The organism is Brevundimonas sp. NPDC055311 (assembly GCF_053645695.1).
In genome coordinates this window covers 230540-248711 of the sequence record NZ_JBSHMV010000001.1, presented here as the reverse complement: position 1 = coordinate 248711, position 18172 = coordinate 230540, and the positions used below count along the sequence as shown (strand labels likewise).

The window sequence follows — 18172 nt, the reverse complement described above, 5'->3', positions numbered from 1 at the left end:
GACTGGTTCCCGTCGATCAGGCCGCGTCGCGCGCCGCCGCCTGAGGATCGTAGTTGAGGATGGGCGCCAGCCAGCGCTCGGCCATCTGCACGTCCCAGCCCTTGCGGGTCGCGTAATCCTCGACCTGATCGCGGTCGATCTTGCCGACGCCGAAATAGTGGCTGCCCGGATGGCCGAAATAGAGGCCGCTGACCGAGGCCGGGGGCGACATGGCGAAGCTTTCGGTCAGTTCCATCCCCGCATTAGCGCCGGCGTCCAGAAGGCGGAACAGCGCAGCCTTTTCCGTATGGTCGGGCTGGGCCGGATAGCCGGGGGCAGGGCGGATGCCCTGATACTTCTCCTCGATCAGATCCTGCACCGAGGTCTGCTCGTCGGGGACGTAGCCCCACAGCTGGGTGCGGACTTCCTTGTGCAGACGCTCGGCGAAGGCTTCGGCCAGACGGTCGGCGAGGGCGGTGGCCATGATGGCGGAGTAGTCGTCGCCCGCCGCCTTGAACTCGGCCGCCTTTTCCAACTCGCCATGACCAGCAGTGACGGCGAAGGCGCCCAGGTAGTCGGCCCCGTCCTCGGCCACGAAATCGGACAGGCACAGGTTCGGCTTGCCGTTGGACTTCTTGATCTGCTGACGCAGACCGTGGAAGCGGGCGGCTTCCTCGATGCGGTTCTCGTCGGTCCAGACGACGACGTCGTCGCCACGCGCATTGGCGGGCCAGAAGCCGACGACGCCCTTGGCCGTGAACCACTTCTCTTCGACGATGCGCTTCAGCATGGCTTGCGCGTCGCGGAACAGATCCTGCGCCGCCTCGCCGACAATCTCATCCTCAAGGATCAGGGGATAGCGGCCGATCAGCTCCCAGCTGGCGAAGAAGGGTGTCCAGTCGATGTGGTCGGCCAGGTCCTGCAGGTCCCAGGCGTCATAGGCGCGCACGCCGAGGAAGGACGGCGCCGGGGCGGGTCTTTGCGCTTCATCGGGGCGCCAGCGGTTGTCGCGCGCCTGTTGCAGCGAAGCGCGGGCCTTCACTTCCTGCCCCCGGGCGTATTGCTCGCGGATGCGGACGTATTCGTCGCGGGTGGCCGCCTCGTTCTTCGTCTTGTCGGTCGGGGACAGCAGGCCGGACACCACGCCGACGGCGCGGCTGGCGTCGATGACATAGGTGGTCGAACCCCGCCGATAGGCCGGTTCGATCTTCACCGCCGTATGGGTGCGGCTGGTCGTGGCGCCCCCGATCAGCAGCGGAATGTCGAAGCCGCGCCGCTCCATCTCGGCGGCGACGAAGGTCATTTCGTCCAGCGAAGGCGTGATCAGCCCCGACAGGCCGACGATGTCGACCTTGTGCTCTATGGCGGCGTCCAGGATGCGGTCGGCCGGGACCATGACGCCCAGATCGACCACCTCATAGTTATTGCACTGCAGCACGACGCCGACGATGTTCTTGCCGATGTCGTGGACGTCGCCCTTGACCGTGGCCATCAGGATCTTGCCCGCCGCCTGCCGCGCCTGGCCTGCCTTTTCGGCCTCCATGAAGGGTTCCAGGTGCGCCACGGCCTGCTTCATCACGCGCGCCGACTTCACCACCTGAGGCAGGAACATCCGCCCCGAGCCGAACAGGTCGCCGACCACGTTCATCCCGTCCATCAGGGGGCCTTCGATGACGTGCAGCGGGCGTTCGGACGCCTGACGGGCCTCTTCGGTGTCCTCGACGATGTAGTCAGTGATGCCGTGGACTAGGGCGTGTTCAATGCGCTTGGCGACCGGGGCGTCGCGCCATCTCAGATCGACTTCCTTGACCGCGCCCTTTTCACCCTTGTAGCGGGGCGCCATGTCGACCAGCCGTTCGGTGTTGGACACGTTGGTCCGCTGGGGCCGGTTCAGGATCACGTCCTCGACCGCTTCGCGCAGTTCGGCGTCGATGTCGTCATAGACGGGCAGGTCGCCGGCGTTGACGATGCCCATGTCCAGACCGGCGTTGATGGCGTGGTACAGGAAGACGCTGTGGATCGCCCGACGCACCGGCTCATTGCCGCGGAAGCTGAACGAGACGTTCGACACCCCGCCCGAGACGCGGGCGTGGGGCAGGGTGGCCTTGATGACCTTGACCGCCTCGATGAAGTCGACGGCGTAGTTGTCGTGTTCCTCGATCCCCGTCGCGATGGCGAAGATATTGGGGTCGAAGATGATGTCCTCGGGCGGGAAGCCGACCTCGTTGACCAGGATGTCATAGGCGCGGGTGCAGATCTCGATCTTGCGTGCGGCGGTGTCGGCCTGGCCCACCTCGTCGAAGGCCATGACCACCACGGCGGCGCCGTAACGTAGGCACTGGACGGCATGGTGGCGGAAGGCGTCTTCGCCCTCCTTCATGCTGATCGAGTTGACGATCGGCTTGCCCTGAACGCACTTCAGGCCCGCCTCGATCACCTCCCATTTGGAGGAGTCGATCATGATCGGCACGCGGGCGATGTCGGGCTCGGCCGCGATCAGGTTCAGGAAGGTCCGCATGGCGACGGGGCCGTCCAGCAGCCCTTCGTCCATGTTGACGTCGATGATCTGGGCGCCCGCCTCGACCTGCTGGCGCGCGACCGACAGGGCGGCAGGATAGTCGCCCGCGATGATCAGTTTCTTGAACTTGGCCGAGCCGGTGACGTTGGTCCGCTCGCCGACGTTGATGAAGACAGGACGCATCACGACACCAACTCAAACGGTTCCAGGCCCGACAGGCGCAGGGCTGTGGGGCGCTCCGGCACGGCGCGTGGCGTCACGCCCGCGACCTCTTCGGCGACGTGGCGGATGTGGTCGGGGGTGGTGCCGCAGCAGCCGCCGACGATGTTGACCAGGCCTGATTGCGCCCATTCCTCGAGGAAGTGGGCCGTTTCGTGCGGCTGCTCGTCATACTGGCCCATGGCGTTGGGCAGGCCCGCGTTGGGATAGGCGCTGACCAGGGTGTCGGCGACGCGGCTCAGTTCAGCGATGTGCGGCCGCATCAGCTCGGCGCCCAGGGCGCAGTTGAAGCCGACGGCGAACGGCCTGGCGTGGCGGATCGAGTTCCAGAAGGCTTCCGCCGTCTGGCCGCTCAGCGTGCGGCCCGAACGGTCGGTGATGGTGCCCGAGATCCACAGGGGCAGGGGCTCCAGCCCCTCGTCCTCCAGATCCTTGATCGCCTTGATCGCGGCCTTGCAGTTCAGGGTGTCGAACACCGTCTCGATCAGGAAGATGTCGACGCCGCCGTGGTGCAGGGCGCGGGCCTGCTGCTTATAGGCCTCATAGACCTCGTCATAGGTGACGGCGCGATAGCCTGGGTCGTTGACGTCGGGGCTCAGCGACAGGGTGCGGTTGGTCGGACCGATGGCGCCGGCGACGAAGCGGGGCTTGTGCGGCTCCTTTTCCGTCCAGCGGTCGGCGACCTCGCGCGCGATGCGGGCGCCTTCATAGTTCAGGTCGTAAACCGCATCCTCCAGACCGTAATCGGCCTGGGCGATTGTGGTCGAGGAGAAGGTGTTCGTCTCCGAAATGTCGGCCCCGGCGGCGTAATAGACATCGTGCAGGTCGGCGATGATGTCGGGCCGAGTGAGGATCAACAGGTCGTTGTTGCCCTTTTGCGGGTGGTTGTGCTGGCGGAAACGCTCGCCGCGAAAATCTTCTTCCGTCAGCTCGCGGCGCTGGATCATCACGCCCCAGCTGCCGTCCAGCACCAGGATGCGCTCTTTCGCCGCCGCGTGCAGGGCGGCGATGCGTTGGGCGCGGCTCAGGGGGGAAGTCATCTACGCAACAGTCTTGGTTTCACGTACGCCCAGAACCCGACAGATCGCATAGACCAGCTCGGCGCGGTTCAGGGTGTAGAAGTGGAAGTCCGAAAAGCCCTCTTCCTGAAGGCGGGCGCAGGTCTCGGCGGCGATGGAGGCGGCCAGCAGCTTGCGCGTCTCGGGGTCGTCGTCCAGCCCGTCGAAGTGGCTAGCCAGCCAGTCGGGCAGGGCCGCGCCGCATGCCGCCGTCATCCGCTTCAGACCCGCAAAGTTGGATACCGGCATGACGCCGGGGATCAGGGGAATGGTCACGCCCGCCGCCCGCACCCGGTCGCGGAAGCGCAGGAAGGCCTCGATGTCGAAGAAGAACTGCGTCACGGCGCGCGTGGCGCCTGCGTCCACCTTGGCCTTCAGCACCTCGATGTCGTGGTCGATGGACGGGCTTTCCGGGTGCTTTTCCGGATAGGCGCCGACCGTGACCTCGAACCCGCCGATGCTGCCGATAGCGGCGGTCAGTTCGGTGGCGTTGGCGTAGCCGTCGGCGCGCGGCGTATAGGCGCCGCCGATGCCTGCGGAGCCCGGCGGGTCGCCGCGCAGGGCGACGATGTGGTCGACGCCGATGGCCTTATAGCCCTCAATGACTTCATCGACCTCGTCGCGGCTGGCCTCAACGCAGGTCAGGTGGGCGGCGGGACGCAGGGTGGTCTCGCTGATGATGCGCTGGACGGTGCGGTGGGTCCGCTCGCGCGTCGAGCCGCCCGCGCCGTAGGTGACGGAGACGAAAGCCGGGTTCAGCGGCTCCAGCCGCCGGATCGCCGACCACAGATTGGCCTCGGCGGCGTCTGTCTTGGGCGGGAAGAACTCGAAGGAGACGTTGACGGCGTTGCGGTTGGAACCGGCGCGAGCGACCGGACCCAGCGGCGACAGCAGCAGGGCGCGAGCTTCGGCCAAATTCAGCGAGGATGCGGAGGAGGGGGCCATCAGGCGGTCTTTCGGGCGGTCTGGGCGGCGCGCTCGCCGGTCCAGATGTGAACGGTCAGGCCCTCGGTGTCGGGGGGCAGGGCGATGGGCGCCGAGGGCGTCAGGCCCGCCTCGGTCAGCCATTCGCGGATTTCAGCGTCGGGGAAGCCCAGACGGCGGTGCTGGTGCGCCTCGCGCAGGTGCTCGAAATTATGAGGCGCGAAGTCGACGATCAGCAGCTTGCCGCCGGGCATGACCAGACGCGCGGCCTCGGCCACGGCGGCGGCGGGATCGGCCAGGTAGTGCAGAACCTGATGCACGATCACCAGGTCGGCGCTTTCGTGCGGCAGGCGGGTCGAGAAGATGTCGCCGTGGCGCAGTTCGACCTTGTCCAGCCCCGCCTTGGAGACATTGGCGCGGGCGATGTTCAGCATGTTCTGCGACAGGTCGAGGCCGACCGACATCTTCGCCTTCCTGCCGAACAGGGTCAGCATCCGGCCCGAGCCGGTGCCCAGATCGACCACGCGCTCGAACGGACCGGAGCCGGCGGCGCGCTCAACCGCCGCCTCGACGGCGCTTTCGCAGACATAGAGGCTGCGCATCTGGTCCCACTGAGGCGCGATCTGTTCGAAGTAGCGGGCGGCGTCGATGGCGCGCTCCTTGCGCACCTCGTCCAGACGGCGATGGTCGGCCTCGCCCTCGCCGTCGTCCAGCAAGTCCAGCACGGTGTCGATCAGACGCCGCGACAGGGCGTCGTGCGACAGGCGGTAGAAGACGCGCGCGCCGTCGGGGAATCGCTCGATCAGCCCGGCGTCGGCCATCAGCTTCAGATGGCGCGAGACTCGTGGCTGGCTCTGGTCCAGAACCCGCGACAGCTCCATCACCGACAGCTCTTCGGCGGCCAGCAGCGACAGCACCCGCAGGCGGGTCGGCTCGCCGGCGGCGCGCAGGGCTTCAACAGTCTGGTCGGCGGTCAGCGTCATGGGTCGTATAAAGATATCCTTATACGCTTATGCAAGCAAAATCTGGTCGGAGTTGGCGACCTTGTGCCCAACGACGGCACGGATTGTTCTTCAAACACGAAAAACAACGCGCCCTCTCCCGATGGGAGAGGGCTTGAGCCTCCAAGAGCTGAAGGCGATTGGAACAGGCGAAAGGGTGAGGGTTCCCGGCGGAAATCGGCCGAAGGCCGGGGGCTGCCCTGTATGCTGCGGCTCACGCCGACTGAAACCTCAGCCCCTCACCCTTTCGCGCAAGAACGATCGCTAGCGCTCTCGTGCGCTCAAGCCCTCTCCCGCCGGGAGAGGGAAGAGCCTATGCCTCAACAGGCGTCTTCAGCGGCTCGTTCGCGAAGTGGGCGGAGAGATTCTGCAGAAGCAGTATCAGCATTCCCTGCACCGCCTCGGTCGTGGCGCCGCCGGTGTGGGGCGTCAGGACGGTGTTGGGCACCCCCGACCAGCGTGCGGCCTCGGTCGGTTCCTGGGCGAAGACATCCAAGGCCGCGCCGCCCAGACGGCCGTCCTTCAGGGCCGCGATGACGGCGTCCTCGTCCACCAGTTGTCCGCGCGCGACGTTGACCAACAGGCCGGACGGCCCGAGCGCCTCGATCACTTCGGCCGAGATCAGTCCCCGGTTGCTCTCGTCCGCCCGGCAGGCCACGACGAGGACGTCGGAGCCGCGCGCCAGATCGATTAGGCTGTCGGCGCGAGACCAGGCCGTCTCCTTCTCTCGCGGCGCCCACCAGCGGATATCCATGCGCATGACCTCGGCGCGACGCGCCACGGCTTCGCCGATGTGGCCCAGGCCGACGATCCCCAGTCGCTGACCGCCCAGCGAGGTGGTGATGCTGCGCGTCGACAGCTTCCATTCGCCCGCGCGGATGGTGCGGTCGCCCTCGGCGATCTGGCGGCGCGCGGCCAGGATCAGGCCGATGGCGTGGTCGGCCACGTCTTCGTGGTTCACGCCGGGCGCATGGGTGACGGGCAGGCCGCGCGCGCGGCACCACTCGACGTCGATGCCGTCGTATCCCGCCGTGAAGCAGGCGATCAGCGACAGATGGGGCAGGCGCTCGATCAGCGCCTTGTCCAGTTCGAACTCGCCCGCGACGATCAGGGCGCGGATGTCTCCAGCCGCCTCGACCGGCGGGCCTTCCCAGAAGCGATAGACATCGTAGGCGCTTTCCAGGAAAGCGCTCAGCGGGGCCAGATGCCGCTGCATGATCAGGACGGCGGGACGCTGGGTCATGAACGCAGACTATCCCGCTTTCGCCGGAGCGCCAGCCTTCTCATTCACCGCTCATCCCGGGGACGCCGGGATCCAGTGTTTTGACGACAGGAGCGACGTTCGACCCTCTGGTGTCTTGGGCTCTTACTGGATCCCGGCGTCCGCCGGGATGAGCGGGAGAGGGGGCATAGAAAAACGGCCCCCCGATTGCTCGGAGGGCCGCTTGTCAATCTGTCAGCTGGATCAGCGACCGAACTTCTGGTGCTGGATGCGCTTGGGAATGATGCTGTCCGCGCCCAGGCGGCGCATCTTGTCCTGTTCGTAGGCTTCGAAGTTGCCCTCGAACCATTCCACATGGCCGTCGCCTTCGAAGGCCAGGATGTGGGTGGCCAGACGGTCCAGGAACCAGCGGTCGTGGCTGATGACCACGGCGCAGCCGGCGAACTCTTCCAGAGCCTCTTCGAGGTTCTGCAGGGTTTCGATGTCCAGGTCGTTGGTCGGTTCGTCGAGCAGGATCAGGTTGCCGCCGGTGGCCAGGGTCTTGGCCAGGTGGACGCGGTTGCGCTCACCGCCCGACAGTTGGCCGACCTTCTTCTGCTGGTCGCCGCCCTTGAAGTTGAACGAGCCGACGTAAGCACGCGTGTTGATCTCGCGCTTGCCGACCATCATGATGTCGGTGCCGCCCGAGATGGCCTGCCAGATGGTGTCGTCCGGCTTCAGATCGTCGCGCGACTGGTCGACATAGGCCAGCTTGACCGTCTCGCCGACCTTGATCGTGCCGCCATCGGGCTGTTCCTGGCCGGTGATCAGCTTGAACATGGTCGACTTGCCGGCGCCGTTGGGGCCGATGACGCCGACGATGCCGTTGGGCGGCAGCTTGAAGTTCAGGTCGTCGAACAGAACCTTGTCGCCATAGGACTTCTTCAGGCCGCTCACTTCCAGCACGACATTGCCCAGGCGGGGGCCGGGCGGGATCTGGATGGCGGCGAAGGTCTGGGCCTTGGCGGAGTTCTCCTGCTCGGCGACCATCTTCTCATAGGCGGCCAGACGGGCCTTGGACTTGGCCTGACGGGCCTTGGCGCCCGAGCGGACCCATTCCAGTTCGCGGGTAAGGGCGCGCTGGCGGGCTTCGGATTCCGACTGTTCCTGCACGACGCGCTTGGTCTTGGCTTCCAGCCACGAGGAGTAATTGCCCTCGTGCGGGTGGCCCTTGCCGCGGTCCAGCTCCAGCGTCCACTTGGTCACCTGATCCAGGAAGTAGCGGTCGTGGGTCACCAGGATGACGCAGCCGGGGAAGTTCTCGAGGTGGTGCTGCAGCCAGGCCACCGACTCGGCGTCCAGGTGGTTGGTCGGTTCGTCCATCAGCAGCATGTCGGGTTTCGACAGCAGCAGGCGGGCCAGCGCCACGCGGCGCTTTTCACCGCCCGACAGATTGGTGACTTCCCAGTCGTCAGGCGGGCAGCGCAGGGCGCCCATGGCCTGATCGATGCGGCTGTCGATGTCCCAGACGTCGCCGGCGTCGATCTTCTCCTGGAGGGCGGTCATCTCCTCCATCAGCTCGTCGGTGTAGTTTTCACCCAGCTCATTGGCGACTTCGTTGAAGCGGTTGACCCACTGCTTCTCTTCGCACCAGGCCTCGACGTTCTGGCGAACGTTCAGGTTCGGATCGAGCTGCGGCTCCTGCTCCAGATAGCCGCGCTTGACGCCGTCGGCGGCGCGGGCCTCGCCCTGAAACTCGTGGTCCAGGCCGGCCATGATCTTCAGCAGGGTCGACTTACCCGAGCCGTTGACCCCGACGACGCCGATCTTGGCGTCGTTGTAGAAGCTGAGCCAGATGTTCTCGAAGACCTTCTTGCCGCCGGGATAGGCCTTGGTCAGGCCCTGCATCTGGAAGATATATTGCTGCGCCATGCGTCGCGTCGCGCCCTTGATTCAGTGCGGATGGGGAAGTTGCCGGGGGATGTAGCGATCCCGAGGGCTTTGGGCAAATCTTCGGACGCCGACGCGGCTTTTCGATGGCGGTCTTCAGCGAGCGGGAAGAACGGCTTCCAGGGCGCGGGTGAAGCCGACCGGGGCGACGGTCAGGTGGTCCTCGTCCTCAAGGACGACGAAACTGATCGTCAGGCCGGGATAGCCGCGCGATTCCAGATTCCGCTGCAACGTCTGCATGTCGCCGACCATGTCGGCTTCGCTGTTGCGGCGGGTGGGGCCGGGCTTCTCGTGACCGCCCACATACATGAAGACCTGGGCCTGAAGATCGCGATGGTTGCGGGCGTAGTCGGCCTCGACCCCCATCATGTAGCCCTTGTCGTACCAGAGCGACGGACTGCCCAGGACGTAGGACTGGAACATCGCCGGGTCGCTGAACAGGATCTGCGCGCCCAGCAACCCGCCGTAGGAATGGCCCAGCAGCACGCGGCGCGACGGATCGGCGCGGAACGTCTTCTCGATGAAAGGCAGGGCCTGGGTCTTCAGATAGGTCTGATAGGCCGCGCCGCCGCCATGCACGGCGGCGCCTGAACTGCGCGGGCCGTTGGGAGTCGGGGTGTAGTCGCGGCGGCGGCTGTCGGCGCCCTTGTCGCTCTCGGCGTAGGACAGGCCGACCAGGATGAACTCCTGCACGACCGGTCCATCCAGATTCACACGACGGGCGATCTGGCGGATGATGGGGAAGGCGTAGTCCGCGTCGGTGACGTAGAGGGTCGGGTAGCGGCGGCCGGGGTTGGCTTCATAACCGGCGGGCAGGCTGACGAAGACCTGATAGTTCCGGCCGGACACGGGGTCGGGCACGCTCCAGACCTGGGTTCCGGTCAGCACATAGGGGGCGCCTTCGGCGGCGCCTGGCTCGGAGAGCGATGTTCCGGCGTCGGCCTTCTCGCTGCAGGCGCCGAGAAGAAGGGCGCCTGTCGTGAACATGGCGATCGCCGCCGCCGCGCTGAAAACCCGCATCCATTCCCTCCAAGCTGTGCCGTTGGCGCAGGTTTCGGGGCAAATGCGGCGAGGGAAGGGCGAGGACGTCAGGCGTAGTTGAAACTGATGGAGATGCGCTGTTCCTCGGCGCGATTGGCGGGCACCTCGTGGCGCAGCCAGCTTTCCCACATCAGCACCGTGCCGGGCGCGGGTTTCAGATAGACGAAGGGCTGTTCGGCCTCGCCGGCGTCGGCGGTGAGGCCGGGACGGGCCATCATCATGGCGAGGCGCGGGTCTTCGATCTTCAGGGAAGAGGCGCCGTCGGGCACGTGAATATAGATCGTGCCGGACAGGACCGCGTGCGGGTGGATGTGGCCGGTGTGGCCGCCGCCGGGCATCAGGACGTTGACCCACAGATTGTCGAGCTGAAGCTTCTTGACTAGGTCGAAATTCAGGGCCTTGGCGAAGGCCGCCGCCTGCTTGTCCAGCAGGCGCTTCAGCGCCGCGAACTCCGGAAACCGCTGCGGCAGGTCGTTGATCGACCCGTAGGACGTATAGCCCGGATAGTGATTGGCCCGGCACCATTCGATCCCGGCCTCGTCCTCCTCGGCCATGACCAGGCAGAGGTCGAGCAATTCCTCATGCAGTTCCGCCCAGCCGCGCGAAGAGGCGAGGGAGGCGTCATAGACCTGGGTGGCGAAAAGGGATCGCAAGGACATGGCGGGTGCAATAGCCCTTCTCCCACAAGGGGAGAAGGGTGAGAAAGCCGGTTCTAGAAGCCGAGATCAGCCTCGCCGCGCAGGATCGCCTCCGCCTGCTGACTATGCTTGGCCCCGGCGCGGTCATGCAGGATCAGGGGCGGCAGCAGGCGCAGCGGCGCCTTGCCGGTCTTGATCGCCTGGACCAGCACGCGCTTGGCCGGCTGATCGGCGTAGGGCTGGATCGGGCGGATGGCGAACGATCCCGCCTTGGGCGACAGCAGGCTCAATATGTCGGCCAGGCGGTCGGCGCGGTGGATGATGACGATGCGGCCTCCCTCGCGAACAGCCTTCAGCAGGAAGCCGGCCCAGGCGGTCAGGCCGTCGTCGGCCATCCAGGCGCCGAGTTTGCCTTCGGCGGGCGCGCGCAGGGCGGCGGGATCGTCGAAAAAGGGCGGGTTGCTGATCGCCCAGTCGAACGGCGGCAGGCCCAGGGCGCGAAAGCCGCGCGCCACGTCGCCGTTCACGATTGTCGTGCGCGCCTCGGCGCCGTTCAGCCCGGCGTTCTCCTGCGCCAGCGCAGCCGCGGCCGCGTCGCGCTCCAGCCCGGTCAGTTGGACATCGGGACGCCGGGCGGCGACCTGCATCAGCACGGCGCCCGCGCCGCAGCCGGCCTCGATCATCCGTTCGCCGGGCCGGGCTTCGATCGCTGCGGCCAGCAAGGCGGCGTCCATGCCCGCGCGATATCCCTTGGCGGGTTGGCGCAAGCGGACGCGGCCGCCCAGAAGAGCGGATTCGGTCACCTCTGCGGCGACAGTAAGGGATGACTCGGCTTGACCCGTCATGGCGCCGCCACCATTGTGCGCCGCATCGCGTCCGGGCAAGCGGATGCGTGTGAATTTCGGGCGAATCTCCCCCTTCGCCCCTGTGCTGAAAGAGATTTTCGTGGACGCAGCTCTCGCCGTCGCCTCCCGTCCCAAGGGCGATGTGGACGCCCTGGTTCGTCTGGCCAAGGACGACATGGCGGCGGTCGACGCCCTGATCATCGCGCGGATGCAGTCCGACGTGCCGGTGATCCCCTTGCTGGCGGAGCATCTGGTGTCGGCGGGCGGCAAGCGTCTGCGCCCCTTGATGACCGTCGCCGCCGCGCGCGCGGTGGGCCAGACGGGCGCCATCGAAGGCCCCAAGAAGCTGGCCGCCTCGGTCGAGTTCATCCACACCGCCACCCTGCTGCACGACGACATCGTCGACGGCTCGGAAATGCGCCGGGGCAAGGTCGCGGCGCACCTGATCTGGGGCGCGGCCTCGTCGGTGCTGGTTGGCGACTTCCTGTTCGCGCGCGCCTTCGAACTGATGGTCGAGACGGATTCCCTGCGCGCGCTGGGCATTCTGGCCACAGCGTCGGCCGTGATCGCCGAGGGCGAGGTGCTGCAGCTGACGCGCGCCCACGACCTGAACCTGGACCTGGACACCTATCTGCAGATCATCCGCGCCAAGACGGCCGAGCTGTTCGCCGCGGCCGCCGAATCGGGCGCGGTCGGCGCGGGTGCGACGGACGAACAGGTTGCGGCCCTGCGGGACTACGGCATGGCCCTGGGCATCGCCTTCCAGCTGGCGGACGACGCGCTGGACTATGGCGGCGCGACCGAGACCCTGGGCAAGAACGCCGGAGACGACTTCAACGAGGGCAAGGCCACCCTGCCGCTGCTGCTGGCAGTTCAGCGCACCAAGGGGACAGAAGATCTGTTCTGGGATCGCGTCATCACCAAGGGCGACCGCAAGCCTGAGGATTTCGACCGCGCCCGCGAACTGATCATCGGCAGCGGCGCTGTCGCCGCCACGCTGGACACGGCCGGCGACTACGCCGACCGAGCCAAGGCGGCCTTGCAGGTCCTGCCCGCCGGGCCGTGGCGCGCGGCGCTCGAGGCCCTGGCCGACTTCGCCGTCAGCCGGGCGACCTGATGCTGGCGGGCGTCCTGCTGGCCGGAGCGATCCTCGCCATGCAGGATGCGCCGCGTTTCACCATGCCCGCCTCGCCCGGCGACGCCCTGACCGCCGAGGTGTTTCGCCTGAACCCGGACGCAGTCGAGGCGCAGGTGAAGGCCTTGTTGGGTTCCGCCGCGGATGGGGAGGCGGATGAAGCCGACCCGGACCAGCCGCGTCCACCCCTCGACGAGATCATGATCCAGTCTTCCGGTTTGCTGAACATGGCCTATCGCCAGGGTTCGTTGCCGGTTGGGCCGGTGGTCCTCTATGCGGGCCCCGATGCGGATCACGCTCCCGACGCCGCCTGCCGCCTGACCCGCCGCCTGGACGCCGAGATAGACAACTCCGCCGAGGCGACGGAATGGTGCCTCGGGTTCGTTCTGAAGCTGGCGCCGACCCTGGTGTTGCCGCCGGCGCCGATTCATTAGGGGCCAGGGCCCATAACCCTCCCCATCGAGGGGGAGGGCTTTCAGGACCTCTTACTTCAGGCTGGCGCAGAAGCGCTGGATGCGGGTGCAGGCCTCTTCCAGCACCGCGTCCGAGGTCGCGTAGCTGATGCGGAAATAGGGGCTCAGGCCGAAGGCCGCGCCCTGGACCACGGCCACGCCCTCGGCGTTCAGCAATTCGGCGGTGAAGATCTCATCGTCTGCGATGACCACGCCCGACGGCGCCGTCTTGCCGATCAGGCCCTCGATCGACGGATAGACGTAGAAGGCGCCTTCCGGCTTCGGACAACGGATGCCCGCCGCCTGATTCAGCATGGAGACGACCAGGTCGCGGCGCTTTTCAAAGGCCGCGGCGCGGACGGGCAGGAAGTCCTGCGGGCCGTTCAGGGCCTCGACCGCCGCCCACTGACTGATGGACGAGGGGTTGGAGGTCGTCTGGCTGGCCACCTTGCGCATCAGATCGATCAGGGGCTTGGGGCCGCCCGCATAACCGATGCGCCAGCCGGTCATGGCATAGGCCTTGGACACGCCGTTGACTGTCAGGGTGCGGTCGTAGAGGTCGGGCGCGACCTGGGCGATGGTGACGTAGTCGAAGCCGCCATAGACGAGGTGCTCGTACATGTCGTCGGTCAGGATCCAGACCTGCGGATGCTTGCGCAGCACCTCGGCCAGGGCTTCGAGTTCGGCGCGGGTATAGGCGGCGCCGGTCGGGTTCGACGGCGAGTTGAGGATGATCCACTTGGTCCTGGGCGTGATGGCGGCGTCCAGAACCTCGGGACGCAGCTTGAAGCCGTCGGCTTCCTGACCGATCACGGTAACGGGCTCGCCGCCGGCCAACAGCACCATGTCCGGGTAGGAGACCCAGTAGGGCGCGGGGACGATCACCTCGTCGCCGGGGTTCAGCGTCGCCACCAGGGCGTTGTAGATCACCGGCTTGCCGCCCGAGGCGACGTGGATCTGGTTCGTTTCGTAGGTCAGATCGTTTTCACGGGCGAACTTGGCGACGATGGCGGCCTTCAGCTCGGGCATGCCGTCCGCGTCGGTGTACTTCGTCTCGCCGCGGTTGATGGCCTCGATAGCCGCCGCCTTGACGTTGTCCGGGGTGTCGAAGTCCGGCTCGCCGGCGCCCAGGCCGATGACGTCGCGGCCCTGACGTTTCAGCTCGCGCGCCTGGGCGGTCACGGCCAGGGTGGCCGAAGGCTTGACGCGGGCGAGGGAGGCGGACTGAAGGCTGGACATGGCTATCCTGTCTGGAGGATGTGGAGAGTGCCGGGGAGGCGAAGGCTTGATACGCAACCCCGCGGGGCCGCACAACGTTTGTGCGCGTCGCGGACGATCAAAAGGCGATTTGGGCGAAATTTATGCGGCGCGTCGTCGATTTCCTGCTGAACATGGAGGCCAGACGGTGGCGAACCCTGGCCGTCACCCTGCTGTTGCTGGGGGGAATCATCGCTCTGTTCGCCCTGGGCAAGACCCAGTTGGCGCTGGGCGCAGAGGATCGGCTGGAAGACTGGCTGGCGGGCTATCGCATCGGCCCGTGGGGCCTGGTCGCGGCGGTCGTGGTCTTCACCCTGTCCGCTTTCATCGGCGTGCCGCAGTTCCTGCTGATCGCCGCCTGCGTGGTGGCTTTCGGCCCGTGGTTCGGCTTCCTCTATAGCTGGATCGCCACTATCGCCTCGGCGGCCGTGACCTATTGGCTTGGTCGCGGACCGACCGCGCGCACGCTTGAACGCTACGGTGGCGGGACGGTGGAGCGCATCCGCCGGTTTGTCGGCCGCAACGCCTTTTCGGCCAGCTTCATCATCCGCAACGTGCCCTCGGCGCCCTTCATCGTCGTGAACATGGCGTTTGGGGCGGTGCGCGCTTCATTCCCGGCCTATCTGGCGGGATGCGCCCTGGGGGTGCTGCCCAAGACGGCGCTGGTGGCCTTCTTCGGAGGCTCATTCATGGCGGCGGTCAGCGGCGACGGGGTGTGGACCTCGGTGATCCTGGCGGCCGTCGCAGGCGTTTGGCTTGTATTGATGCTGGCGGTGCGCGAGTGGGTGAAGCGCCGCGAGGCCGCACGCAATCTGTCAGTCGATTGATCGGAGAACGACCATGCTGAAGCTCTACTATTCCCCCGGCGCCTGTGCTGTCGCCTCGCATATCGGCCTGGAAGAGGCGGGCGCGGACTATGCGATCGAGAAGATCGACCTGCGCGCCGGCCAGCAGCGGACGCCGGAGTATCTGGGGATCAACCCGGCGGGCGTGACCCCGGCGCTCCAGACCTCCGAGGGCGTGATCACCCAGAACGCCGCCATCCTGGCCTATGTCGCCCAGACGCATCCGCACGCTCAACTGGCCGACCTGGATAATCCGTTCGAATTCGCGCGACTGCAGGCTTTCAACGGCTGGCTGGCGTCCTCGCTGCACCCGGCCATCGGCAGGGCGCTGTTCTCCAAGCCGCCGCTGGAAGGCGAGGCCAGGGACGAGGCCGTCAAGGTCGCGCTGGAGAAGTACGACCTGGCCGAGAATCATCTGCTGGCCGGTCCCTGGGTCATGGGCGAAGATCATTCGATGGCGGACGGTTATCTGATGGTTTTCACCCGCTGGGCGCGCCAGGCGGGCCTGTTGGACAAGACCCGTTTCCCGAAGCTCAACGCTCATCTGGACCTTGTTCAGTCGCGCCCGGCCGTGCAGCGCGTGCTCCATGCCGAGGGTATTCCGGCTGTCTGATCGGAACGCCCCGCAAGCGGGGCTGGAAAGCTTGACCGGCAAGGCTTTCAAGCCTTGCCGTGACAAGCCTGTGATCGAGAAGCCATAGGCGCTTGCAATCCCTGCGGCATGAGGGCAAACGGGCCTGTAGTCGGCTCGGCGAAGACGGTCAGGACAGCTTTGCGGTCAGCGTGAAGCGGGGGTAGGGCGTCGCCACAGCGGACGAATGAAATTCACGCCCTTGCAGGCCCGAACTAAAGCGGTAACCGACGCCCATGCTTTCACCCCTCTTCGGCATGATTTCCAATGACATCGCAATGGATCTGGGGACGGCCAACACCCTGATCTACATGCGCGGCAAGGGGATCGTCCTGAACGAGCCGTCGGTCGTCGCCCTGCGCAACGTCGGCGGCCGCAAGATCGTCCACGCCGTCGGCCTGGAAGCCAAGCAGATGCTGGGCCGCACCCCCGGCCACATGGAAGCCATCCGCCCGATGCGCGACGGGGTCATCGCCGACTTCGAAGTCGCCGAAGAGATGATCAAGCACTTCATCCGCAAGGTTCATAACCGCAAGGGCTTCGTGAACCCGAAGATGATCGTCTGCGTTCCGTCGGGCGCCACGGCCGTCGAACGCCGCGCCATCAACGATTCCTGCCTGAACGCCTCGGCCCGCCGCGTCGGCCTGATCGACGAGCCGATGGCCGCCGCGATCGGCGCCGGCCTGCCGATCCACGAGCCGACCGGTTCGATGGTCGTCGACATCGGCGGCGGCACGACCGAAGTCGCCGTGCTGTCGCTGTCCGGCATCGTCTATTCGCGTTCGGTCCGCGTCGGCGGCGACATGATGGACGACGCCCTGATCGCTTATATGCGCCGCAACCATAACCTGCTGATCGGCGAGACGACCGCCGAGCGCATCAAGAAGGACATCGGCACCGCCCGCGTCCCGGCCGACGGCGAAGGCCTGTCGATCGAGGTCAAGGGCCGCGACCTGATGCAGGGCGTGCCGCGCGAAGTGAAGATGAGCGAACGTCAGGCGGCGGAAGCCCTGGCCGAGCCGGTCTCGCAGATCGTGGAGGCCGTGAAGGTCGCCCTGGAGGCCACGCCGCCGGAACTGGCCGCCGACATCGCCGACAAGGGCATCATGCTGACGGGCGGCGGCGCCCTGCTGCGCGGCCTGGACGCCGAGATCCGCGACCACACGGGCCTGCCGGTGCAGGTGGCGGACGACCCGCTGTCTTGCGTCGCCATCGGCTGCGGCAAGGTGCTGGAGCACCCGTCGTGGATGAAGGGCGTGCTCGAGTCGTCGCTCTGAGGCTGATCGGCCTGTCGTCGGCGCCGCAATCCTGAAGAGGGGGCGGTTTCAGCGACAGGCCCGCACCGTCGGCGGGCCTCGGTCCGCCGATTTCTAAGCTCTAGCAGGAAGGCTGGCCGTGGCGTTTCGCGACGGACCGTTCGAGAATCTGAAGGTGCCGCTGGCCTGGACGGCCGCGGTCATGGTCGTCGGCGGCATCGTCGCTGCGATCATGCTTCTGCTCGCCGATCGACCACAGCCGGGCGCGGATGACCTTCAGCCGGCGCAGGCCGCGTTCGACACCGCCGCAGGAACCACGGGCGGCGTCCTCGCCGCTCCGGTGCGCTGGACCGGCGACGCCGTCGATTACGTCAAAGGCTATTTCTTCGCCGTGTCGGAGAACCGTCGCCTGCGTCGCGAACTGGCGGAGATGAGCGCCTGGCGGGACGACGCCATGGCGCTGAAGAATCTCAACGCACGCTACGAACAACTTCTAGGCCTTCAGACCGAGCCGCCCATCGCCATGACGGCCGGCCGCGCCATCACCGACGTGCGCGGTCCGTTCGCCCGGTCGCGCCTGCTGAACGTCGGCGCCGGCAAAGGCGTGCGTGTAGGCAATCCGGTGCTGAGCGAGCACGGCGTCGTCGGCCGCATCTCGGGCGTTTCCGGCGTGCACAGCCGCATGGTGTTGCTGACCGACGTGGCCTCGCGCATTCCGGTCATGGTCGAACGCACGGACGCCCGCGCCATGCTGACCGGCGACGGCAGCCGCAGCCCGCGCCTGGACTATGTGCGGGGCCAGGGGGCGGTGCAGGACGGCGATCGCATCCTGACTTCAGGCGACGGCGGCGGCTTCCCGCGCGGCCTGCCGGTCGGCGTGGTGGCGAAGGGGGTCGACGGCTCCTGGCGGGTTAAGCTCTACAGCGACCGCACGGCCATCGACTATGTGCGGGTGCTGCTGTTCCAGGACTTTGGCCAACTGGCCGACCAGAACGCCCTCAACGCCGCGCCCCTGGCCAGCCTGAACACGGCGCCGCCGCCGAATGCAGCGCAGGCGGCTGCGATCCAGGACGTGGCTGTTCGCCGCGCCGCCGCCGCCCGCGCCGCGGCTGAACGCGTCCGCGCCGCCAACGCCGCTCCGCCGCCTGCGCCGGTCGCGTCGCCGCCCCAACCCACGACGCCGGCGCCGACCGCGCCCGACGGAGGCCGCGAGTGAGACGGA

General features: G+C 67.0%; 16 protein-coding genes. 6 read left to right on the top strand and 10 right to left on the bottom strand.

The genetic code is table 11. From position 1 onward, the window contains the following. Positions 1 to 16: 16 nt before the first annotated feature. From metH to ACWIDZ_RS01120, 9 genes are all read right to left on the bottom strand, one after another. Entirely contained in the window at positions 17 to 2680 is a 2664-nt protein-coding gene (metH, locus tag ACWIDZ_RS01160; RefSeq protein ID WP_453988726.1) for a methionine synthase, read from the bottom strand. Beyond that, on the bottom strand, positions 2680 to 3756 hold the full coding sequence (locus ACWIDZ_RS01155; RefSeq protein ID WP_346486690.1) for a homocysteine S-methyltransferase family protein: 1077 nt from the start codon (positions 3754 to 3756) through the stop codon (positions 2680 to 2682). Before ACWIDZ_RS01155 ends, metH begins: the two co-directional genes overlap by 1 nt. Further along, positions 3757 to 4719 carry a methylenetetrahydrofolate reductase [NAD(P)H] gene (gene metF / locus ACWIDZ_RS01150; RefSeq protein ID WP_453988551.1) on the bottom strand — a complete coding sequence of 321 codons (963 nt, stop codon included), beginning with the start codon at positions 4717 to 4719 and terminating at the stop codon, positions 3757 to 3759. It abuts the gene before it with no gap. Next, positions 4719 to 5681 (bottom strand): ArsR/SmtB family transcription factor, encoded by a 963-nt coding sequence (locus ACWIDZ_RS01145; protein WP_346486693.1) that lies wholly within the window; start codon positions 5679 to 5681, stop codon positions 4719 to 4721. The genes metF and ACWIDZ_RS01145 overlap by 1 nt, the downstream gene beginning before the upstream one ends. 331 nt (positions 5682 to 6012) lie before the next feature. Next, a complete protein-coding gene (locus ACWIDZ_RS01140) occupies positions 6013 to 6942 on the bottom strand; it encodes a 2-hydroxyacid dehydrogenase (protein WP_453988552.1) in 930 nt (309 codons plus the stop codon). A 222-nt stretch (positions 6943 to 7164) separates the two neighbouring features. Continuing rightward, the gene (ettA, locus tag ACWIDZ_RS01135) at positions 7165 to 8832 is read right to left on the bottom strand and encodes an energy-dependent translational throttle protein EttA (protein ID WP_453988553.1); all 1668 of its coding nucleotides are present in this window, start codon (positions 8830 to 8832) and stop codon (positions 7165 to 7167) included. Between the two features lie 114 nt (positions 8833 to 8946). Continuing rightward, positions 8947 to 9870: an alpha/beta hydrolase gene (locus ACWIDZ_RS01130; RefSeq protein WP_453988554.1), complete on the bottom strand. Its 924-nt coding sequence runs from the start codon at positions 9868 to 9870 to the stop codon at positions 8947 to 8949. 68 nt (positions 9871 to 9938) lie between these two features. Then, positions 9939 to 10550: a TIGR02466 family protein gene (locus tag ACWIDZ_RS01125; protein WP_453988555.1), complete on the bottom strand. Its 612-nt coding sequence runs from the start codon at positions 10548 to 10550 to the stop codon at positions 9939 to 9941. A 53-nt stretch (positions 10551 to 10603) separates the two neighbouring features. Continuing rightward, positions 10604 to 11374: a tRNA1(Val) (adenine(37)-N6)-methyltransferase gene (locus tag ACWIDZ_RS01120; RefSeq protein ID WP_453988556.1), complete on the bottom strand. Its 771-nt coding sequence runs from the start codon at positions 11372 to 11374 to the stop codon at positions 10604 to 10606. Between the two features lie 142 nt (positions 11375 to 11516). Here ACWIDZ_RS01120 and ACWIDZ_RS01115 point away from each other — a divergent pair, with 142 nt between their 5' ends. Beyond that, entirely contained in the window at positions 11517 to 12491 is a 975-nt protein-coding gene (locus ACWIDZ_RS01115) for a polyprenyl synthetase family protein (RefSeq protein WP_453988727.1), read from the top strand. Beyond that, a complete protein-coding gene (locus ACWIDZ_RS01110) occupies positions 12491 to 12943 on the top strand; it encodes a hypothetical protein (RefSeq protein ID WP_453988557.1) in 453 nt (150 codons plus the stop codon). The genes ACWIDZ_RS01115 and ACWIDZ_RS01110 overlap by 1 nt, the downstream gene beginning before the upstream one ends. A 51-nt stretch (positions 12944 to 12994) precedes the next feature. Here the strand turns inward: ACWIDZ_RS01110 and ACWIDZ_RS01105 are convergent, their stop codons facing one another. Further along, positions 12995 to 14200: a pyridoxal phosphate-dependent aminotransferase gene (locus tag ACWIDZ_RS01105; protein WP_453988558.1), complete on the bottom strand. Its 1206-nt coding sequence runs from the start codon at positions 14198 to 14200 to the stop codon at positions 12995 to 12997. Positions 14201 to 14322: 122 nt separating this feature from the next. Between ACWIDZ_RS01105 and ACWIDZ_RS01100 the strand changes: the two genes are divergently transcribed. The 4 genes from ACWIDZ_RS01100 (at position 14323) to mreC (ending at position 18166) form a co-directional block, all read left to right on the top strand. Further along, positions 14323 to 15045 (top strand): TVP38/TMEM64 family protein, encoded by a 723-nt coding sequence (locus tag ACWIDZ_RS01100; protein WP_291774764.1) that lies wholly within the window; start codon positions 14323 to 14325, stop codon positions 15043 to 15045. Positions 15046 to 15058: 13 nt separating this feature from the next. After that, positions 15059 to 15676: a glutathione S-transferase family protein gene (locus ACWIDZ_RS01095; RefSeq protein WP_453988559.1), complete on the top strand. Its 618-nt coding sequence runs from the start codon at positions 15059 to 15061 to the stop codon at positions 15674 to 15676. A gap of 254 nt (positions 15677 to 15930) precedes the next feature. After that, the gene (locus tag ACWIDZ_RS01090; protein WP_291774770.1) at positions 15931 to 16971 is read left to right on the top strand and encodes a rod shape-determining protein; all 1041 of its coding nucleotides are present in this window, start codon (positions 15931 to 15933) and stop codon (positions 16969 to 16971) included. Positions 16972 to 17089: 118 nt separating this feature from the next. Beyond that, positions 17090 to 18166, top strand: a complete 1077-nt coding sequence (gene mreC, locus ACWIDZ_RS01085; protein ID WP_291774773.1) for a rod shape-determining protein MreC — start codon at positions 17090 to 17092, stop codon at positions 18164 to 18166. Positions 18167 to 18172: the final 6 nt, after the last annotated feature.